This window comes from Mesorhizobium sp. M0239 (genome assembly GCF_040321815.1).
Taxonomy (GTDB): domain Bacteria; phylum Pseudomonadota; class Alphaproteobacteria; order Rhizobiales; family Rhizobiaceae; genus Mesorhizobium.
Window position 1 is genome coordinate 38296 of the sequence record NZ_JAMYSG010000037.1, and the last position, 19196, is coordinate 57491.

Here is a 19196-nt window from a genome sequence, read left to right on the forward strand (position 1 = left end):
ATGAAGACGCCGGCCGACATCATCACGCGCCTGCAGCTGATGTCGCAGGACGGAACGAAGTCGGATCGCAAGCTGGCCGGCTTCGTCTTGGCAGACCTCGATTTCGTCTCCAAGGCAGCGATCTCGGAAATTGCCGCCCGCGTCGGCGTCAGTGAGCCAACGGTGACGCGGTTCTGCCGCAATCTCGGCTGCGAGGGCCTGCGCGACTTCAAGTTCTATCTGGCGCAGGCCATCGCCATCGGCGGCCAGTATCTGTCGCCGGAACCGTTGAGCCGCGATGCCCGCGAACAGCGCATCGCTTCCGCCATCACCGAAGCGGCGATATCGGCCATCCAGCGCGCCAGCGAAAACCTCGACATGACGACGCTGGTCGCCGTCGCCGCACGCATCGCTGTTTCCGGTAATGTGCTGTGCATCGGCTCCGGTGGCATTTCGTCCATGATGGCGACCGAAATGCAGAACCGGCTGTTCAGGCTTGGCGTGTCGGTGCTGGCGCAGATCGACGGACAGTTGCAACGCATGTACGCCGCCGTCGCCACCCCTGACACCACGCTGATCGCCTTCTCTGTCTCCGGCTATGCGCGATCGGTCATCGATGCGGTGCAGGTCGCCCAGCAATATGGCGCCACCACGATCGCCATCACCCCGCCGGACTCCGCACTCGCCAAGGTCGCCGACACGGTCATCCATTTCCAGTCGCTCGAGGACGGCAATATCTACAAGCCGACATCGTCGCGCTATGCGCTGCTGTCGATCGTCGACATGATCGTCACCTCGGTCGCCGAGACGCGCGGACCAAGGGTTCTGGAAAATCTGCGCCGCATCAAGCAGAGCGTGAACACGTTGAAAGTCGACGATCCGCGTTTGCCATTGGGCGATTGAACCCTCCGGCAAGGACATCAGGACTGATGGCCGAGCGCCTCGATGCTATTCGCCAACGTCGCCGGATCGCCTTCAATGCGCACGGTCTTCAGCCGCGCGGTGCCGCCGGCGACAACCGAGACAGCGGACCCGGGCACGCCCAGAGCCTTGGCCAGCAGCTTTTCGAGCGCATGATTGGCGTCGCCGTTTTCCGGTACGGCGCGGACGCGCGCTTTCAGATGGCTTCGCCCGTCCGCCGTGGCCTCGAAGCCTTCGAGCCTGTCCAGCGCAGCCTTTGGCGTCAGCCGGACAAACAACTCGGCGCCGTTTTCGCGCAGGCGAAACGGCGTGCTCATAAGGTCATCCTGCTCACAGGATCAGAGGCGCCACCGTGGTGAGCAGAAACTGCCGCAGGAAGAACAGGATCAGAAGCAGGATGATCGGCGAGATGTCGATGCCGCCAAGGTCCGGCATGAAGCGGCGGATCGGCCGCAACGCCGGCTCGGTCAGCCGGTAGAGCATGTTGCCGATGCTGCCGACGAACTGGTTCTTCGAATTGACGACGTTGAAGGCGTAGAGCCAGGAAAAGATCGCCGAGGCGATGATGATCCACCAGTAGAGGTCAAGCGCCATGACGATTGTTTGAATGAGGGCGAGCATGCCGGTCTCCAATTGTTGCCGACATGTAGCCATTGCACGCGAAACCGGCAAGGGCCGCCTTTCTGTGGGGCGCCAATACCGGCTCGGTCTGACCTGTAGGGCGGCATGTCGCCGACACCCCAACGAAGGCGCGAATACACAAAACCGGCAAGGGCCGCTATCCGCCGGCGCCAACTCGACGCTTGACGGCACTGGATTTCGGCAAACCTCCGCCTTGACAGGAAACCGCGGCGCCCGATAAATGCGCCCATCCGCTGGACGGGGCTGTAGCTCAGCTGGGAGAGCGCGTCGTTCGCAATGACGAGGTCAGGAGTTCGATCCTCCTCAGCTCCACCAGTGGAATAATTCTCCACTCTCCGCGCCAGATGCGGTCCGCGACGCTCGTCCCGGCTTGCCCCGCGTTAGCATTGCTGTGCCCAGCGCACCTTAAAAGGCCGCGCTACATCGCCTATTTCGCAATATCCGGCAAAATTTTTGTCAATTGGACTTATGGCGGAAGCGCTCACCGATTGTTTCCGTTTTTTTTGGAAACCACCCCACTAAATTGACGTTACCAAATCAGTTTTTCTGTGCGTTGTGACCAGGGCGTTTCGGCGGGGGCGACCGGAGGCGCTATATCGATTTCGAGTCGAAATGAAAAATCCGCCTGCGGAAGCAAAGACGTGTCAATTCGCGAGAATCTCGCTGTAAACCTTAGACGGCTATGCAAGGAACATGCCTCCGTAAGTGCGGTGTGCCGTGAGCTGCACATCAACCGCACGCAGTTCGAACGCTACCTGCAAGGGCAGACCGTTCCCAACAAGGCCACCGCCAAGCTGATATGCGATTACTTTCGGATCGACGAGGCCGAACTGTACCAGGATCCCGGCGCACCCGAGCCGGCGATGCGTGGCTTGCCGCCGGTGTCCGAGAGCCTGTTCAACCAGATGATCCGCCCTCCCAGTCCTTCGATCGCGGGCGGCACCTATTTCACCTATTTCTCGATCCCGGGCCGCCTAGACCTCCTGATGCGCTCGGTGACCTTCGTGCGGCGCGAAGCCGAACTGGTCACCTTCCGAAGGGTCACCGGATGGTCGGAGCGCCGGGGATCGACCTGGGCACGGGCGCGCGGCAATCACTATGGCGTGGCGATCTCGCGGCTGAACTGGATTTATTTCAGCGGCATCAATCGCCGCCAGACCGGGGAGCCGTCGCTGATCTCCGTGCAATGGGCTCCCATCTCCGAACCGGTGCTGATGGGCAAGGCCATGCTACTGACGGAGGCCGGCCCGGCATTCGTGTCCGTCATCATGCGGCGCGACATCGCCAACATCCACCGAAGGGATGCCATCAGCATGGCGCATGTCATCAATCTCGACGATCCGGGCGTCGATCAACTGGTTGTCAGCCTCACCCGGGACGGGTTGGGCTAACCCCTCGGATCGCCGTGTCTTACGCCGAATAAGAATAAGCGTACGCCGATAAAGCGTATGCCAACGATTGTCTACTCTGTATCTGAATAAAATCGATATTTTACACTTTAATGCCAGGAAAGATAATCCACGGGTCCGTCTTAGGCTCGTGGTTTTACTATAATTTTAACAAACCATTAACTCTTCCGACCTTACCTTTCTTCACGCGGATCCCGTTCTGGGGGTCTTTCAACGGATCCCAAATCGGGGTCAGGAAAGGGATGAAAATGGCCAAGAAAGTGACCAATGCTCCGAAGCTGACGATTGCCGCCGGCACGCAGACCGTCTTCTTTTCGCAGGGCATGCACTACAACAAGCGCTGAAGCCGTTCTGCGCCGACGAGCGTCTTGCTTGTCGGCGCCTCGGCTCCGCAGATGGCAACCAGCTTCATGAAAATGCGCTCTTCGAAAACGCTTGTTTTCTACCCCGGACCGAACAAGGTCACGGCATGCAACTTCCTGACCAGAAGCGTGTTTGAATGCAGCCCCGAGATGGTCGGCCTTCTCGCATCGTGGGACAAATGGGCATCGACGGCGGACATTGCCCGCGCCCATGGATGGTCGAAGTCCGAGTTGAAGGCTGTCGTTCCCCAGTTGCTCGATTTCTCCGCGCTGGTCACAGCCGGATCGCCTCTCGCCGAGCAGGAGGAACAGTTTTCAGGACAATGGAGTTGGGGGCTTCCGACGGCGCTGATGCATTTCTGCGTCCAGGACAGCGAATACATGACCATCGAGCAAGCGGAAGAGCGGCAGATAGAACGCGCCGGCCATACGCCGCAGCCGAACCTCATGCTCAAGAATTCCGCGGGCGCCATCCAGCTGCCGAATGCACTGGAAGACAATGAACTTCTCAGCTTGATGGCGCGGCGCCGCACCAACCGCACGGCGGCTCAGCCCACCATCACGGCCAAACAGCTTTCCGATTGCCTGTTCGCAGGGCTCGGCATCATCGGCGAGACCGCCAATTGCGTTGGCACCCTGCCGCTCGGCATGACCCCTTCAGGCGGCGCGCGAAATCCCTATGAGGCCTATGTGGTCGCGCTCGGCGTCGATGGCCTCGAACCCGGTGTCTATCACTATTCCGCCGCGGATCACGACCTTGGCAGGATTTCTGCAAACCATCTGCCGAAGATCTCCGAACTGGTCGGCGGACAGGAGTGGGCCGACGCCATGCCGTGCCTGGTCCTGCTTTGCGCCAGGCTCGATCGCACGATGTGGAAATATGAGGACGCCAACGCCTATCGTGTCGTGCTGATCGAGGCCGGCCATATCGGCCAGAACATCATGCTGGCGGCGACCAGTCATGGCCTGTCGGCATGTCCGACAGCCGCGCTCAGTCATTCCGCGATCAAGCGGCTGCTTGGTCTCGACAGTTTCACCGACGCACCGATCTATGCCTTGACCCTCTCGACCCCGGAAAGAGATCCCTCGACGGCGGGCCAATCCATCAATTAGTCGACCAACTATGTGCATCGCGGCCAGTAACGCGTTCCCTAGGTATAACCAGAGACAGGAGCAGCACGTGCCAAATCAATCCTTACGCCAGTCGGAAATCGATAGTCTTCAATATATTTCGTCGATGACCAATGAGCTCGTGCAAATGGCCGAAGCCAGCCGTTTTCCGATGATCTCCTATCTGCTCGGCATGGCCTATGCAGAGGCCTTCGACGTTCTTCGCGGCGCACGGCCGGCCAGGCATGCGCAGCTCAGCGGCAACCCGCTGCACCCCAAGGCGCAGGCAAAAGACACTCGGGCCGTCCAGCCACGGAGAGCGTAGCGACATGCAATCGTCAGCCGCATGCGCGGTGGCCGGCTCGACCTCCCCAAACCGGTGGGAGACACTGTGCGCGTTGCAAAGCCTGCTGCCCTTGCTGAAGAAGGCCGCGACGGACCTGCGCCGCGCCGACATGGTCTACTGGTTCGAGCAGGCCGATGCCGAGGTCGCCAACATCATCAGGGGCCATCCCTCCGATGCAACCGCCATCCCGGCCCTGATTGCATCCTGCCCGCAGGACCGGCGGTCGGTCGCTCAAGCTTGATGCATGTCGCCCGCCCAAACGCGACGCGTTCATTGGCGCCGCTGAAAATGCTCTGATCACCAGTTTTTCAATTTCGGACCGGAACCTATTGCGCGTCTGGAATGCCAAGGGGGACCTGCACATGAACATGATAGCCAACATCAGAAGCGTCGATGCCAGGGAAAGCATTTTCAGCCGGCTCGACGTCTTGATCGCCAGGCGGCCGCCGTCGCCTGACGCCGCGCGGGTCGAGGCCCGCCAACTCGTCTCGATGGCGATTGCCGACAGCTGCCAGGCCGACAGTCTCTGGGGTACAGTGGACGCTTTCCACGCCCATTTCGACTTCATGATGCAGACCGTCGAGATCAACGGCGCCGATGACCCGGGCCTCGGGCCCTTGCGCACGAAATGCCGTTTCTACCTTGAACAGGTCGAGGCCCTGAGCCTGTCACTGGCCTATTGACAGGCCGGCCGATCAAGTTCGGTCCTAGTTGCGCAGGCTGAACACGAACGGCGCTGTACGGCTCAGACGCGAGCCAAGGTCCGGTGGCGGTGCCGGCACCGTGGCGCCTTGCAGCACGGCGAGCGCCGCACGGTCCAGATCCGCATCCCCGGAGGAACGAGAGAGCCTGGCGGACAGGACCCGGCCGGATGAGTCGACCGTGAAGGCGACATACGGCCTGCCTTCCACGCCTCGGGCCTTGGCAGAGCTGGGATAGCGCGTGTGCCGCTTGATCCAGGCGCCCAGACGGGAGTCCCATTTGCTGGAGTCGCCGGAGCGCGACGTCGATTCCGCCGCCTTCGGCGCCGCGGTCCTGGCCGCGGGCCGTGCGTCGGCGCTGGCGACGGTTGCCGTCTTCGGCGGAGCCGCCTTCTCCTTCTTAAGCCGCGGCTTGGGCTTCTCGACAGGCTTCTTCGCCCTGGCCGCGGCCGGTTTCTTGTCTTTGACAATTTCGACCGGTTTCGGCTGCGGCAAGGGAATGACGACGTCTGGCGTGACAGCCTCGACAACATCCGGGACTACCTCATCCGGCGGCGGCTGATCGACCTGTTCGGCCGTTTCGGCCTGGGTGGGTTCGGCCTGGGTGGGTTCGGTCTCGTCGGGCGCGACCGCTTCCGGCGGCTCGACAACCGGCTCCGCCTTTTCGGCCGGTTCTTCAGGTGTCGGCTCGGTCGTCGGTGTCGGTTCGGTCTGATCTGGCGTCACCGCGTCCAGCGCGGCGACCTGTTCTTCCACGGCCGGCATCACCACCATCGGCGCCATCTCGATTATCTGGGCCGGAGGTGGGCCGCCATCCGCTTCGGTGACCATTGTGAGATTCTGCACGGCATAGGCGACCGCGACATGGGCTCCAAGGACCAGCGCGGCAGCACCGGCCCACAAGCCAAGGTCGCGCCAACCGAAGCGCGACAACTGGACCGAGGGCACAGCGACCGCTTGCGTCATGGCGCCGCCGCACCAGTGGCTGCGGGGGCCGGGGCATTGGACGTGGGAGCCGCCTCCAGGCCGACCAGCGCGATCTTCAGATAGCCCGCACCGCGCAACAGGTTCATCGCCTCCATCAGGTCGCCATAGGCGACCGCCTTGTCGGCGCGCAGGAAGATGCGCGTCTGCTTGTCGCCCTTGGTCTTGGCGTCCAGCGTCGCGGCGAAAGCCGGGCGCGGCACGCCGTCATTGCCGATCGCCAGCGTCAGATCGTCCTTCAGCGTCAGGAACAGCGGTGTCTCGGGTCTCGGCGCGGGCGTTGCGGTCGAGCCCGGCAGGTCGACATTGACATCCACCGTGGCCAGCGGTGCCGCGACCATGAAGATGATCAAGAGCACCAGGATGACATCGATGAACGGGGTGACGTTGATCTCGTGGCTTTCCTCGAGATCGTCATCCATGGTCTGTCGGATTCTGCTTCCCATGGCGCTACTCCGCCGCCAGTGGCGTTGCCGGCGCGACGGTGCGGAAGTCCAGGTCGCGGCTGACCAGCCGTTCGACACCGGCGGCGGCATCGGCGAGGATCTGCCGATAGCCGGCTATCGAGCGGGCAAAGACGTTGTAGATGACAACGGCCGGTATGGCCGCGACCAGGCCCATCGCGGTGGCCAGCAGCGCCTCGGCGATACCCGGCGCGACCACGGCGAGATTGGTGGTCTGCGCCTGCGAGATGCCAATGAAGGCGTTCATGATGCCCCAGACCGTACCGAACAGGCCGACGAAGGGCGCTGTCGAGCCGATCGTCGCCAGCACGCCAGTGCCGCGCGACATGCGCCGCGCCGCCGCCGCCTCGATGCGCGACAGGCGCGACGTGACCCGTTCCTTGAGGCCGTCGCCCGAGACATGATCGAGCGCGCCGGCCGAGAGTGCGGTCTCCTCCTCGGCCGCCCGCACCAGCAGCGCGCCGGGGCCGCCGCTGCGGTCGAGGGTACGGCTGGCCTGCTTCAGCGTGGCGGCCCCGCCGATCGCCCGCACGGCGCGACGGATGCGCAGCTTCCCGCCGAAAAGCTCCAGCGACTTGGCCAACCATATCGTCCAGGTGACGAGGGAGGCAAAGGCCAGCCCGATCATCACTGCCTTGACGACGATATCGGCCGCCATGAACATGCCCCATGGCGACAGGTCATGCGGCAAGGTCATCTCCATCGCCGTCGAAGGTCCGGTCTCGGCCGGCGCGGCCGTATTCGGCTGCGTGCCTGGCTGCGAAGGCGCCATTGTGGCCGGCGGAGCGACTGCCGGTGCGGCGGGTGCGGGTGCAATCGGCGCTGGGGCTGCGGGTACGGCGGGGGTTTCGATCGCCGGCGCGGCACCGGCGGGTTGCTCCTGGGCCATCGCGCTGCCGGCCGACAGGATGACGGATGCGACCAACGCCGCCAACAAACCAGTTCTCGACAACAGCTTCTTCCTTGTTCTCACAGCGGCCTGCCGCCTTTTATTTCCCGCCGCCGCATCAGATATTGTCACTGCACATAGCCGACAGGCTGGCCGGTGACGGGGTGCGCGAACACGCCCATCTCCACACCGAAAATGCCTTTCAGCACATCGCTGCGCATGATTTCGCCGGGCGTGCCGCGCGTCAGCAGCTTGCCGTCCTTCAGCGCGATCAGTTCGTCGCAGTAGCGCGCCGCCATGTTGGGATCGTGCAGCACGACGACGACACATAGGTCGCGTTTGCGGCTGAGCTCCTTGACCAGCCCGAGCACCTCGACCTGATGGGCGATGTCGAGTGCCGAGATCGGCTCGTCGAGCAGCATGACGCCGGCGTTCTGCGCCACCAGCATGGCGAGCCAGGCGCGCTGGCGCTCGCCGCCCGACAATTCGTCCACCAGCCGGTCGGCAAAACCCTCCATATCGGTCAGGGCCAGCGCCTCCTCGACATGCTGCCTGTCCTCGGCGCGGAAACGGCCAAGCGCGCCATGCCAGGGATAGCGCCCGAGCGTCGCCAGTTCGCGCACGGTCAGGCCGGTCGCCGCAGGCGTCGTCTGCGGCAGATAGGCAAGCGCGCGGGCAAATTCGCGGGCACCCCATTGCGGCAACGGACGCCTGGCGAAAGTGATGGCGCCTGAACTCGCCGGCTGCTGGCGCGCCATGAGCTTGATAAGCGTCGACTTGCCCGAACCATTGTGGCCGATCAGCCCATAGACGCGCGAGCGCTCCAGTTCGAGCGAAACCGGACCGAGCAGCGTCCGCTCGCCGACGGCAAAGCGTACGGCATCGATATGGAAGGCAGTCTGGGCATCAATTCCAGCCATGCTCATGGCTTTTCTCCAGTGCGGCCGCCCGCATTTCCAGATTCCGGCTTTCGACAGGTCATGCCCGGTTGACTATGAAACATGACCTTACTAGTCAACATTGAAGATGACTGCAACGATCAACAAATCGTCGCGACCGGCGATATCGGCACGGAATTGGGAAACAGGAGGCGCACCGGATGATTTCAGGACATGGACCGATTTGGCAGAACCGGATGGCGCGCAAGCGCCTGCTGATCGCAACGGCGTCGCTGCCGGCCCTGCTTGGCTGCGGCCATGCACTGGCCCAGGAGACGGTCACCACCACCCTGGACCCGATCAACGTCCAGGAACGTGTCGAAAGCGCTTTCGGGCCGGTTAAGGGCTACGTTGCCACCAAGGGCTCCACCGGCACCAAGACCGACACGCCGCTGATCGAGACGCCGCAATCGATATCGGTCATCACCAGGGACCAGATGGAAGCGCAAGCCGTCGACAGCCTGAACAGCGCGTTGCGCTACACACCCGGCGCCACCGGCAATCTCTACGGCACCGACAATCGCGGCCTCGGCCTGCAGTTGCGCGGCATTTCGAACGCCAGCGGCGTCTTCTACAGGGACGGGCTGCAGCTCAAGGAGAGCAATTTCACCCTGTTCACCGCACTCGATTCCTATGGCGCGGAACGCTACGAGGTGCTGCGCGGACCGGCGTCGGTGCTTTATGGCCAGGCAAGCCCCGGCGGCATCATCAACTATGTCAGCAAACGGCCAACCCAGGAAAACCTGCGCGAGGTCGAATTCGGTGGTGGCAGCTTCAACCGGTATGAAGGCAAGTTCGACTTCAGCGGTGCCGTGAACGCCGACAAGTCGCTGCTGTTCCGCCTCACCGGTGCCGCTCACATGGGCGACACGCAGACCGATTTCGTCAAGGACGACCGCATCTTCATCGCGCCGGCGATCACCTGGCAGCCAGATGCCGACACCAGCCTGACCATCCTCGCCAACTATCAGCGCGATCGCTCGGGATGGGCGATGCAGTATCTGCCTGCCTACGGCACGGTCATACCGGGCAAGGACGGCAAGTACCTGCCGAACAGCATGTTCGTCGGCGAACCCGGCTTCGACTCCTACAACAACGACCAGGCCTCGATCGGCTACGAATTCGATCACCGTTTCAACGAAACCTGGCAGGTTCGACAGCATGCCCGCTACGTCCACCTTACCCACACCGAGGAAGGCGTCTTTGGTGGCGGACTGACGGACTCGAACGGCCTGGAACCTTCAAGCGGCGACTACTACCGTTATGCAGATGCCGGTGGCACCAAGCTCAGCGGCGTCACCATCGATAACCAGGCACAAGCCGATTTCGACACCGGGCCGCTTGCCCACACGCTGCTCGTCGGCCTCGACTACAAACGCTATACTTACCGCGACTATGCCTCGGAAGGGACCGTCGAGGACGGTTTCAACGTCTTCGATCCGGTCTACGGCTACAAGATCGGTGATCTGACGCCCTACACCGATACCGACACCACCCAGCAGCAAGTTGGCCTCTATGCGCAGGATCAGATCAAGCTCGGCAACTGGCGGCTGACCCTTGGCGGCCGCCAGGATTGGTCGGACGCCAAGGTCTACGACAATCTGGCCGGTGGCTACATTCCCGAGCAGAAGGACAACGCCTTCACCAGCCGGGCGGGGCTCGTCTACCTCGCCGACAACGGGCTTGCGCCCTATGTCAGCTATTCCGAATCGTTCCAGCCGGTGGCGGGCGCCGACAGCGACGGCAATCTGTTCGTGCCCGAGACCGGCAGACAATACGAGATCGGGCTGAAGTACCAGCCGACCGGCTGGAACTCGTTCATCACGGTCTCGGCCTTCGACCTGATCCGGCAGAATGTCGTGCGCTATGGCAATGAGGGCCGGCCCGACGACATGTTCCAGACCGGCGAGATCCGCTCTCGCGGCGTCGAACTCGAGGCCGTTGCCAGCCTCGATTCCGGCCTCGACCTGAGAGCGGCCTACACCTATCTCGACACCAGGATCACCAAGGCGACTTCTGTTGTTGATGATAATGGGAGTTCAATCAGCAATGAAGGCAACACGCCTTTCGGCGTGCCGAAGCATTCCGCGTCTCTGTGGGCGAATTACACTCTCGGCAGCGGCCGCCTGGAGGGTCTGGGCCTGGGTGCCGGCATCCGTTATGTCGGCTCGACTTATGGCGACGACGACAACAGCTTCAAGGTTCCGTCGGTCGTGCTCGCCGACGCGGCGGTGCATTACGCCTGGCAGAACGCCACGCTCAGCCTCAATGCCAGCAATCTGTTCGACAAACGCTACGTCGCCTCCTGCTTCTCCTCGGGCTTCGGCTGCTTCTACGGCGAGGGCCGCAGGATCAACGGTTCGGTGAAATACACATGGTAGAAGCAAGGTGGCGGGCCGACCCAAAATGGCGGCGCTGACACGGCGCCAGTATCTTGCCGGCCTCGCCGCGACCGGCCTCGCTTTGCCGGGCGGCATGGCACGCGCGGCACCTGCCCGCGTCGTCTGCCTGGAATGGACATCGGCCGAAATGGTGGTTTCGCTCGGCCTGTCGCCGCTCGCCGTCGGCGACACCAGGGGTTATGGCGACTGGGTGCAGGGCCCGGCGCTGCCGCAGGCCACCGTCGACCTGGGATCGCGCGGCGAACCCAATCTCGAACTGCTCCGGGAATTGCGGCCCGACCTGATCGTCGGCGCCTATGGCTATGGCTTGGACGAGAACAGCTTCACCAGATTGGCGCCGACCTTCAACGTGCCGTTCTACAGCGGCAAGGCTCCACCTTACGCGCAGGCGCAACAGGTGACGCTGCAGCTTGGCGACATGCTTGGCCGCAGGACGGAAGCAGGAAACCTTGTCGGGCGCATCGAAGCCTCGATCGCCCAAGCGCGTGCCAAGCTGGAGCGGGCGGTGCAAAAACCGGTCTGCGTCGTCAGCATGTTCGATGATCGCCATGTCCGCGTCTACGGCGCCGGCAACCTGCTGCAGGATGTCCTCGACCGGCTCGGCCTCGTCAACGCCTGGACCGGCGCCACCAATGAATGGGGTTTTTCGACGGTCGGCATCGAGGAACTGGTCGCCGTCGGCGAGGCGCAGCTGATCTCGCTCGATCCTATCCCGCCGCACATCAGGATCAGGATTGCCCGCAGCTCGCTCTGGGCCAATCTGCCCTGCGTCCGGAACGGCCAAGTGCGGACCATTCCGCCGGTCTGGCCGTTCGGCGGTCTCACTGCTGCCGCGCGTTTCGCCGAATTCGTGGCAGCGGCATGATCGCCCAGGCAATGTCCCTGCCGCGACAGAGCGACGGCATCGGCGCGCTTATCCTGTTGGTAGCCGTGCCTGCGGGGCTGGCGCTGATGCTGACCGTCTTCGATCTCATCCACCTTCTGCCTACGCACCTGTGGTGGCAGGCGCTCACCGCCCCCGACACATCCGATCCAGCGCAGTTGCTGTATCGCTACGCCTTCCTGCCGCGTGTCGCCGTCAGCATGCTGGCCGGCGCTGCACTTGGTCTCGCCGGTGCCATCATGCAGCATGTGCTGCGCAATCCGCTGGCCGAGCCGACCACGATCGGCACCAATGCGGGAGCGAGCCTCGCTTTGGCAGCAGCCACCCTCTATGCACCATGGCTGCTGGAGGGCGGCCGCGAAGGCGTGGCGCTGGCCGGCGGCGCGTTCGCCACCTCAGCCGTCTTCGCACTGGCGCGCGGGCGCAGCTTTTCGCCAGTGTCGATCATCATCGCCGGCCTCGTCGTCAGCCTCACTTTCGGCTCGGCCGGCGCGCTGCTGATGGCGCTCAACCGCGAATACACCGAGGAGCTGTTCATCTGGCAGAGCGGCTCGCTGGTGCAGAATGGCGACGCGGCGGTCGTTGCTCTGGCGCCGTGGCTGCTGGCCGGCATCTGCGCCGCGTTCCTGCTCTGGCGACCCCTCCGGCTGCTCGATCTCAGCGACGACGGCGCGGCATCGCTCGGCACCCGGCCGGCCGTCATCCGCCTTGCCGGCATGGCTGTCGCCGTCTCGCTCAGCGCGCTGGTCGTCGCCGAGGTGGGCGTCATCGGTTTCGTGGCGCTCGCCGCCCCGGCGCTGGCGCGGCTGGCCGGAGCGCGCACGCTTGGCCGCCGCCTGGTCTGGTCGCCGCTGGTCGGCGGCGCCCTGCTCTGGCTCACCGACCGTCTGGTGCAGCATCTGCCGTTCGCCGGCGAAATCCCCGCCGGCACCGCGACCGCTTTGCTCGGCGCGCCGCTGCTGCTGTTCCTGTTGCCGCGAATGCGAACCACTCCCGAAAGGCAGACCGACATGGTGTCGTCGGTACGCCTGCGGTCAAACGGCCTGCCGTTGATCGCGGGCCTGCTGGCGCTCATCCTCGCGGTTGTTCTCGCCATCGGCTTTGGCCGTGGCGCAAGCGGTTGGCACTGGATCGCATCCGAGGATTTGAGCGAGCTGCTTGCCCTGCGCGCGCCTCGCGTCGTCGTCGCCCTGTCGGCGGGCGTCCTGCTCGCCGTCGCCGGCACGCTGATGCAGCGCATGACCGGCAACCCGATGGCCGCGCCCGAGGTCCTGGGCATTTCCGGCGGCGCCTCTTTCGGCGTGCTGGCGCTGCTGTTGCTCAGCGACGGCTTCGACCGCGCGGCAATGCTCGGCGCCGCCCTCGCCGGCGCCTTGCTGGCGCTGACGATCGTCGTTCTGGCCGGGCGGCGCAATGCACTGTCGCCGGAACGGCTGCTGCTTGCCGGCGTCGCCGTTGCCACTGTCGCGTCCGCCTTCGCCGCGCTGCTTCTGGCCAGCGGCGATCCGCGCATGGACTTCCTGCTCGCCTGGCTATCGGGATCGACCTATCGCGCAACACCCAATGATGCTTTCACCGCCGCAACGGTCGCGGTTGCCGTCCTCGCCCTGGCGCCACTGACGGCGCGCTGGCTCGACATCATGCCGCTCGGCGAAACCGCCGCGCGTGGCCTTGGCCTGCGACTGGGACGTGTTCGCGCCACATTGCTTGCGCTCACCGCATTGGCCACCGCAACCGCGACATTGGTCATCGGCCCGCTGAGCTTCGTCGGCTTGATGGCGCCGCACCTCGCACGCATGCTCGGCTTCCGCCGCGCCGTGCCGCAGCTTCTGGCCTCCGCCATGACAGGCGGGCTGATCCTCGTTGCCGCCGACTGGGCAGGCCGGACGCTGATCTTTCCCTGGCAAGTGCCGGCCGGCCTCATCGCCGCCTTCGTCGGCGGCCCCTATTTCATGGCGCTGATGTGGAAAGGCAGGCAATGAAGTCGGCCCTGGCATATTGCCGGCCCTGCCCTGCCGATTGTAAGCAGCGCCCATCGATGGCGGCCGGCGCCCTCGCCGCGTCCATCAAAACAGCTTGCGGTTCACCTCGATGATCAGACGTTTCCTTTCCTATTACGCGCCCTGGAAGGGGCTGTTCGCGCTCGACTTCTCCTGCGCGGTGCTGGCCGGTCTGCTCGAACTCGGCTTTCCCATGGCGGTCCGCACCTTCGTCGACCAGCTGCTGCCGCAGCAGGACTGGACGCTGATCATCATCGCGTCGGCCGGGCTGCTGGTGATCTATCTGCTCAACACGGTGCTGATGGCGGTTGTCACCTATTGGGGTCACATGCTCGGCATCAACATCGAGACCGAGATGCGGCGCAAGAGTTTCGACCATCTGCAGAAGCTGTCGTTCCGCTTCTACGACAACCACAAGACCGGCCATCTCGTCGGCCGTGTCACCAAGGACCTCGAGGAAATCGGCGAGATCGCCCATCACGGTCCCGAGGACCTGTTCATCGCCATCATGACCTTCGCCGGCGCCTTCGTGCTGATGTTCACCGTCAACATGCATCTGGCGCTGATCACGGCGGTGATCGTGCCGCTGATCGCCTGGGTGACGATGCGCTATGGCGACCGCATGGAGCGCAACTGGCAGGCGCTCTACCGGCGTGTCGGCGATTTCAACGTCCGCATCGAGGAGAATGTCGGCGGCATGCGCGTCGTCCAGGCCTTCGCCAACGAGGAGCATGAGCGCACGCTGTTCGCGCATGACAACCAGCGCTACCGCCAGACCAAGCTCGACGCCTACCGCATCATGTCGGCCAGCAATTCGCTGAACTATATGGGCATAAGGCTGATCCAGCTCGTGGTCATGATCGCCGGCAGCTACCTCGTCATTACGGGAGGCCTGAGCAATGGCGGCTTCGTCGGCTTCCTGCTTCTGGTCGGCGTCTTCGTGCGGCCGATCGAGAAGATCAATTCGGTGATCGAGACCTATCCAAAAGGCATTGCCGGCTTCCGCCGCTACACCGAGTTGCTCGACACCGAACCCGACATCGCCGACCGGCCAGGTGCCGTGACCGTAAGCGGCCTCAAGGGCGACATCGAATATCGCGGTGTGAGCTTCGGCTATGGCGACGGCAAGCCGGTGCTCAGGGATATCGATCTCACCATTCACGCCGGCGAAACCATCGCCTTCGTCGGACCGTCGGGCGCCGGCAAGACTACCATCTGCTCGCTGCTGCCGCGTTTCTATGAGGTCAGCGCCGGCGGGATCAGCATCGACGGCATCGATATCAGGGACATGACGCTCGCTTCGCTGCGCGGCCAGATCGGCATCGTCCAGCAGGATGTCTTCCTGTTCGGCGGCTCGATCCGCGAAAACATCGCCTATGGCCGTCTCGGCGCCTCCGACGAGGCCATCACCGATGCCGCGCGGCGGGCGCAGCTCGACGGCATGATATCGGGCCTGCCGGCCGGCTATGACACGATCATCGGCGAGCGCGGCGTAAAATTGTCGGGCGGCCAGAAGCAGCGGCTGGCGATCGCCCGCATGTTCCTGAAGAACCCGCCGATCCTCATCCTCGACGAGGCGACGTCGGCGCTCGACACCGAGACCGAGCGCGAAATCCAGAAGTCGTTGGCCGAACTTGCCGAGGGCCGGACCACGCTGGTCATCGCACACCGGCTGGCCACGATCCGCGGCGCCGACCGCATCGTCGTCGTCTCGGAGTCCGGCGTCGTCGAACAGGGTTCGCACAGCGAACTGCTCCGCGCCGGCGGTATCTATCGGCGCCTGCACGACGCCCAGCATCTGGTGTCGTCGCGCTGATCCACTATGGTGGCGGCCGAGGCAGGGAGCCCCGGATGATCAAGGCAACGCCCTTCGATTTCCCCTATGACGGCAGGCTGGTGGCCGAAAACACCGCGCTGATCGTCATCGACCTGCAGCAGGATTTCCTTTCGACATCAGGCTACTTCGCCAGGCAGGGCTATGACCCGTCGCCTCTAAGGGCGATCCTGCCGACGGTGAGCCGGTTGATCGCGGCCGCGCGCAAGGCCGGCGTCAGGGTCATCCACACGAGGCAGGGCTATCGGGCCGATATGGCCGATATGACGCCTTACGAAAAATGGCGCCGCAAGCGCGCCGGTCTCGACGGCACCGATATCCTGCTGCGCTCGGGCACGGGGTTCCAGATCGTTCCGGAGATCAATGTGGCCCCGCAGGACATCATTGTCGACAAGACCTGCAACAGCGCCTTCATTTATACGGATTTCGAGCTTGTCCTGCGCGCGCAAGGCATCACGCATCTCATGTTTTCCGGATGCACGACGGATGTCTGCGTCCACACCACGCTGCGCGAAGCCTGCGACCGGAATTTCCAATGCCTGACGATCTCGGACGCTTGCGCCAGCGGCGACAGACAAGCGCACGAAGCAGCGCTTCACATGGTGACGGTTGAGGATGGCGTCTTTGGCGCGCTCGCTGATTCCAGCGCTGTCATTGAAGGCCTGTCGCGATTGTCGGGCATGGCGAGTTAGGGCGCCAAGATCAATGCCGGCGGGACAGCACCCCCCTCTGGCCTGCCGGCCATCTCCCCCGCAAGGAGGGAGATTGGCTGTCATCTCGGCTTTCACTAATCGCCAACGTGGCAAGACGAGCGCTGCGGGTGAAGCTGTCGATCTCCCCCCTTGCGGGGGAGATGTCCGGCAGGACAGAGGGGGGTGTGAAGGATCTCGGCGTTACCGGAATAGCTTTCATTCCGTAGGCCAGAACTCAGCCCGTTGCGCGCGTCTCCAATCCTGCACGAGACGCATATGCCCCAGGCTGGAATGCCTCGTGTTCGCGACGCGCCAGCGAATTGCGCAGCAGGGCGATGGTTTCCCGGCCGACCGTTGCGATCTCACGCGGCGTGTCGACGCCGACAATCATGAATTCATCGATCCCGAGGGCTGCATAGGCAAGCAGCGACAGGGCGGCCTGGGCTGGCGGCCCGGCAACATCGACTGCCTTGTGGCCGGAGGCGGAAGCACCTTGGTGAATCCCGACCGGAAGCGCGAAGCGCAGCTTGCCGGCCCGGCCATGTTCGGCGGCGGAGCGGCGCACCCGCTCCATCAATTGCCGGATCTCATCGATCGAGCCCGGCGCCAATTCAAAGACATCGGCATGCCGGCCGGCAACTTTGAGTGCCGTTCCGGACTGCCCGCCCATGCGGATGACCAGGTCGGCGCCGTGCGGTCCCTTGCGCGGCACGTAGCCGCCCTTGATGCTGTAGAACGTTCCTTCGTGGTCGAAGGGCCGGTCGTTCGACCACAGCCGCTTCAGCAGCACCAGATATTCGTCTATGCGCTGCCAGATGACGGTGTGCCCGACCGGCCGTGTTTCGGCGTCGGCGTCGCTCAGCGGCTCGCTGATCATCCTCAGCGCCAGGCGTCCGCCGCTTTTCCTGTCGATCGACGCCAGTTGGCGGGCTGCCACGGTCGGTTCGACCACGCCCGCCCAATGGGTGAGCACGACTTCCAGCGACGAGGTGCGATCGAGCACTTGGGCCGCAAGATCCATGTTGGTCAGCAGCCCGGCCGAATCGTCGACGACGATCTTGCGGAAGCCGCCATCCTCGATCAGCCCGAGCTTGGTCGCGGTCTCGGCAAAGTCGTAGAAAAAGGGAACCGCGGCATCGGCGGTCTTACCCGGAATATGCGTGAACTCGATCGGCATTGCCATGTCCTCCGTTGTGTCGGGCGCGCGAAAGCACGCCGAGGATTCGGTTCATTCAACTCCGATTGCCTGAAAGCGGTGGGCAGCTAACCCCGGTCGATCTGACGACTCAGGGAATAAGGCCCAGAACAACTGCCCCGGTGAACACGAACGCAAGGGCAAAGACGAGATAGGCGAAAGCCCCGGCATAGGCCGGGCGAAAGGCCTGGGCATTGGCCGACCGCTGAGCGCTGCGATCCGTCTGGGCGTTCTGGATGTAGGACATATCGACCTCCGTCTCGGCGATTAATCTATAAAATTGGTAGACTTTGTCGATTGCTATTTTTGGGCTAAAGACAGAATAATTTTCTCCTATGATGCCGGAAGTTGGTAGGCACTTGCTTAGAGGGAGCGCTCGGACGGCCGATCCATATGGCGCGTCCGTTTTTTGCTTCTGCGTCCGAATGGACCTATGGCCTTGCCCTCGCTGCGCTCAATTCGTGGATTGGCCGCCCGGCACGGGCGCGGTAGCATCGCCCAACCAGCAAAGCGAAATCGTCACACAGGGGCAGAAAAATGGGCACAAGACTGGCCGGCAAGGTCGCCATCATTTCGGGAGGAGCGACGGGAATGGGCGGAGCGGCTTCGGAGCTGTTCGCCGCCGAAGGCGCCAAGGTGGCGATCATCGACCGCAACGGCGAGGCGGCCGCCGCAACCGCAGCGGCGATACGCGCGCGGGGACAGATAGCCGAGCATTTCATCGCCGACGTCTCCGACGAAGCCCAGGTCGAAACGGCGGTGAAGGGTGCTATCGAAAAACTCGGACCGGTCACCGTGCTGTTCAACCACGCCGGCACCATCGTGATAAAACCTTTCCTGGAGACCACGGTGCAGGAATGGGACTGGCTGCATGCCGTCAATGTGCGCTCGATGTTCCTGATGACGCGCGCCGTTTTGCCCGGCATGATTGCGGCCGGCGGCGGCTCGATCGTCTGTACTTCGTCGATCTCGGCGGTGGCGGCGACTCCCAACGAAGTGCTCTATGACACCACCAAGGGCGCTTGCCACATGTTCGCCCGCGCCATCGCCGTCGAGTTCCGCGACCGCAACATCCGCTGCAATGCGGTCTGCCCCGGCTTCATCCGCACGCCGCACGGCCTGCGCGAGGTCGCCGACCTCGGCAGGCTCGGCGTCGACGTCTCCGACGCGGCGCTGGCCGCGCAGCAGGGCCGCATCGGCGAACCGGAAGAGGTGGCGAGGGCAGCGCTCTACCTGGCCAGCGACGAGTCGAGCTTCGTCAACGGCACGCATCTGTTTGTGGATAACGGCTTTACCGCGATGTGAGACGCTCAAAGAAGGCGCGAACTTGGCAGGATGCGGGTTCCTCGCCCCCACGAATGGGGGGAGAGCGACTATCTGGGGTGTCAAGTTGCAATTACGAACTCGTTGCGCGCATCGCGTGCTTTTGCATTGAGGATGACCAG

At 63.7% G+C, this 19196-nt stretch carries 20 protein-coding genes and 1 tRNA gene; 13 read left to right on the plus strand and 8 right to left on the minus strand.

What is annotated here, in order from left to right; all coding sequences use genetic code 11:
• Positions 1 to 882 (plus strand): MurR/RpiR family transcriptional regulator, encoded by an 882-nt coding sequence (locus tag NKI99_RS29210; protein ID WP_013528979.1) that lies wholly within the window; start codon positions 1 to 3, stop codon positions 880 to 882.
• A 17-nt stretch (positions 883 to 899) separates the two neighbouring features.
• Here NKI99_RS29210 and NKI99_RS29215 read toward each other — a convergent pair whose 3' ends face one another.
• Complete coding sequence (locus tag NKI99_RS29215; RefSeq protein WP_128304095.1) at positions 900 to 1217, minus strand: DUF167 family protein; 318 nt, start codon at positions 1215 to 1217, stop codon at positions 900 to 902.
• Positions 1218 to 1230: 13 nt separating this feature from the next.
• Positions 1231 to 1521 carry a YggT family protein gene (locus tag NKI99_RS29220; RefSeq protein ID WP_023811703.1) on the minus strand — a complete coding sequence of 97 codons (291 nt, stop codon included), beginning with the start codon at positions 1519 to 1521 and terminating at the stop codon, positions 1231 to 1233.
• Positions 1522 to 1781: 260 nt separating this feature from the next.
• Between NKI99_RS29220 and NKI99_RS29225 the strand changes: the two genes are divergently transcribed.
• From NKI99_RS29225 to NKI99_RS29250, 6 genes are all read left to right on the plus strand, one after another.
• Positions 1782 to 1857: transfer RNA gene (locus NKI99_RS29225), tRNA-Ala, on the plus strand.
• A 326-nt stretch (positions 1858 to 2183) separates the two neighbouring features.
• Positions 2184 to 2933, plus strand: a complete 750-nt coding sequence (locus NKI99_RS29230) for a helix-turn-helix domain-containing protein (RefSeq protein WP_128304096.1) — start codon at positions 2184 to 2186, stop codon at positions 2931 to 2933.
• Between the two features lie 428 nt (positions 2934 to 3361).
• Positions 3362 to 4426: a SagB/ThcOx family dehydrogenase gene (locus tag NKI99_RS29235; RefSeq protein ID WP_352613045.1), complete on the plus strand. Its 1065-nt coding sequence runs from the start codon at positions 3362 to 3364 to the stop codon at positions 4424 to 4426.
• Positions 4427 to 4493: 67 nt separating this feature from the next.
• Positions 4494 to 4748, plus strand: a complete 255-nt coding sequence (locus NKI99_RS29240) for a hypothetical protein (protein WP_023811699.1) — start codon at positions 4494 to 4496, stop codon at positions 4746 to 4748.
• A 4-nt stretch (positions 4749 to 4752) separates the two neighbouring features.
• Positions 4753 to 5010, plus strand: coding sequence for a hypothetical protein (locus NKI99_RS29245; protein WP_081734866.1), 258 nt, complete (start codon positions 4753 to 4755; stop codon positions 5008 to 5010).
• Positions 5011 to 5131: 121 nt separating this feature from the next.
• A complete protein-coding gene (locus NKI99_RS29250) occupies positions 5132 to 5452 on the plus strand; it encodes a hypothetical protein (protein ID WP_031213427.1) in 321 nt (106 codons plus the stop codon).
• 24 nt (positions 5453 to 5476) lie between these two features.
• On the opposite strand, the gene NKI99_RS29255 is transcribed toward NKI99_RS29250, so the two are convergent.
• The 4 genes from NKI99_RS29255 to NKI99_RS29270 form a co-directional block, all read right to left on the minus strand.
• The gene (locus tag NKI99_RS29255; RefSeq protein WP_352613046.1) at positions 5477 to 6436 is read right to left on the minus strand and encodes a TonB family protein; all 960 of its coding nucleotides are present in this window, start codon (positions 6434 to 6436) and stop codon (positions 5477 to 5479) included.
• Positions 6433 to 6900: a TonB system transport protein ExbD gene (gene exbD / locus NKI99_RS29260; RefSeq protein ID WP_352613048.1), complete on the minus strand. Its 468-nt coding sequence runs from the start codon at positions 6898 to 6900 to the stop codon at positions 6433 to 6435. Before exbD ends, NKI99_RS29255 begins: the two co-directional genes overlap by 4 nt.
• 4 nt (positions 6901 to 6904) lie before the next feature.
• Positions 6905 to 7870, minus strand: a complete 966-nt coding sequence (gene exbB / locus NKI99_RS29265; protein WP_352442128.1) for a tonB-system energizer ExbB — start codon at positions 7868 to 7870, stop codon at positions 6905 to 6907.
• Positions 7871 to 7935: 65 nt separating this feature from the next.
• Positions 7936 to 8727: an ATP-binding cassette domain-containing protein gene (locus NKI99_RS29270; RefSeq protein WP_164762277.1), complete on the minus strand. Its 792-nt coding sequence runs from the start codon at positions 8725 to 8727 to the stop codon at positions 7936 to 7938.
• A 215-nt stretch (positions 8728 to 8942) separates the two neighbouring features.
• Between NKI99_RS29270 and NKI99_RS29275 the strand changes: the two genes are divergently transcribed.
• The 5 genes from NKI99_RS29275 (at position 8943) to NKI99_RS29295 (ending at position 16556) form a co-directional block, all read left to right on the plus strand.
• Positions 8943 to 11126, plus strand: a complete 2184-nt coding sequence (locus NKI99_RS29275) for a TonB-dependent siderophore receptor (protein ID WP_352613049.1) — start codon at positions 8943 to 8945, stop codon at positions 11124 to 11126.
• 25 nt (positions 11127 to 11151) lie between these two features.
• The gene (locus NKI99_RS29280) at positions 11152 to 12012 is read left to right on the plus strand and encodes an ABC transporter substrate-binding protein (RefSeq protein ID WP_352613051.1); all 861 of its coding nucleotides are present in this window, start codon (positions 11152 to 11154) and stop codon (positions 12010 to 12012) included.
• Complete coding sequence (gene fhuB / locus NKI99_RS29285) at positions 12009 to 14012, plus strand: Fe(3+)-hydroxamate ABC transporter permease FhuB (RefSeq protein ID WP_352613053.1); 2004 nt, start codon at positions 12009 to 12011, stop codon at positions 14010 to 14012. Before NKI99_RS29280 ends, fhuB begins: the two co-directional genes overlap by 4 nt.
• A 109-nt stretch (positions 14013 to 14121) precedes the next feature.
• Positions 14122 to 15846 (plus strand): ABC transporter ATP-binding protein, encoded by a 1725-nt coding sequence (locus tag NKI99_RS29290; RefSeq protein ID WP_352613055.1) that lies wholly within the window; start codon positions 14122 to 14124, stop codon positions 15844 to 15846.
• Positions 15847 to 15881: 35 nt separating this feature from the next.
• Positions 15882 to 16556 (plus strand): cysteine hydrolase family protein, encoded by a 675-nt coding sequence (locus tag NKI99_RS29295; protein WP_352613057.1) that lies wholly within the window; start codon positions 15882 to 15884, stop codon positions 16554 to 16556.
• 235 nt (positions 16557 to 16791) lie between these two features.
• Here the strand turns inward: NKI99_RS29295 and NKI99_RS29300 are convergent, their stop codons facing one another.
• Both NKI99_RS29300 and NKI99_RS29305 read right to left on the minus strand, forming a co-directional pair.
• Positions 16792 to 17733 carry an LLM class flavin-dependent oxidoreductase gene (locus NKI99_RS29300; RefSeq protein WP_352613059.1) on the minus strand — a complete coding sequence of 314 codons (942 nt, stop codon included), beginning with the start codon at positions 17731 to 17733 and terminating at the stop codon, positions 16792 to 16794.
• Between the two features lie 109 nt (positions 17734 to 17842).
• Positions 17843 to 17998, minus strand: a complete 156-nt coding sequence (locus NKI99_RS29305; RefSeq protein ID WP_023811179.1) for a hypothetical protein — start codon at positions 17996 to 17998, stop codon at positions 17843 to 17845.
• Between the two features lie 290 nt (positions 17999 to 18288).
• Here NKI99_RS29305 and NKI99_RS29310 point away from each other — a divergent pair, with 290 nt between their 5' ends.
• Complete coding sequence (locus NKI99_RS29310) at positions 18289 to 19056, plus strand: SDR family NAD(P)-dependent oxidoreductase (protein WP_023811180.1); 768 nt, start codon at positions 18289 to 18291, stop codon at positions 19054 to 19056.
• Positions 19057 to 19196: the final 140 nt, after the last annotated feature.